The following is a 370-nucleotide window of genomic DNA, read 5'->3' as shown; positions in this document are numbered from 1 at the left end:
AAAGGTCTTGTTGCAAACGCTCATTCGTGTTGACTCGACCCGGCAGATAGGAATGGGCCGAGATGAAGACCTTTCCGTTCACCCTTCCGGAGAGAAACGACTGCGTTCCCCCGAACCGGTTGAGCATCGCTTCCGTGAGCCCCAGATAGGGCAGAACCTTGATGGCGAAGTGGTCGGCGTCGGTGCCATCGGCCCGGCCGGCAGCAGGGTTGACCACACCGAGGTTGGATGAACCGACCTGATTGGGCGAACCAACACGGGACGTGGCCCCGAGGAACCGCTTGGGTAACAGCGGAATAATGGCATTCACCGCATGCTCCTCGTCGGGCACCTCCCCGTGGCGAATCAACGCTTGTTTGACCGCGGCCCG

Annotated in this window: 1 pseudogene; it reads right to left on the bottom strand. The window is 60.8% G+C overall.

What is annotated here, in order from left to right:
* Nucleotides 1–331: pseudogene (locus ACZYZF_RS29480) on the bottom strand (hypothetical protein); the annotation flags it as partial.
* Nucleotides 332–370 lie beyond the last annotated feature (39 nt).

It is taken from the genome of Mycobacterium sp. IDUB_24 (assembly GCF_055419385.1).
This window is presented reverse-complemented; position numbering and strand designations above follow the sequence as displayed.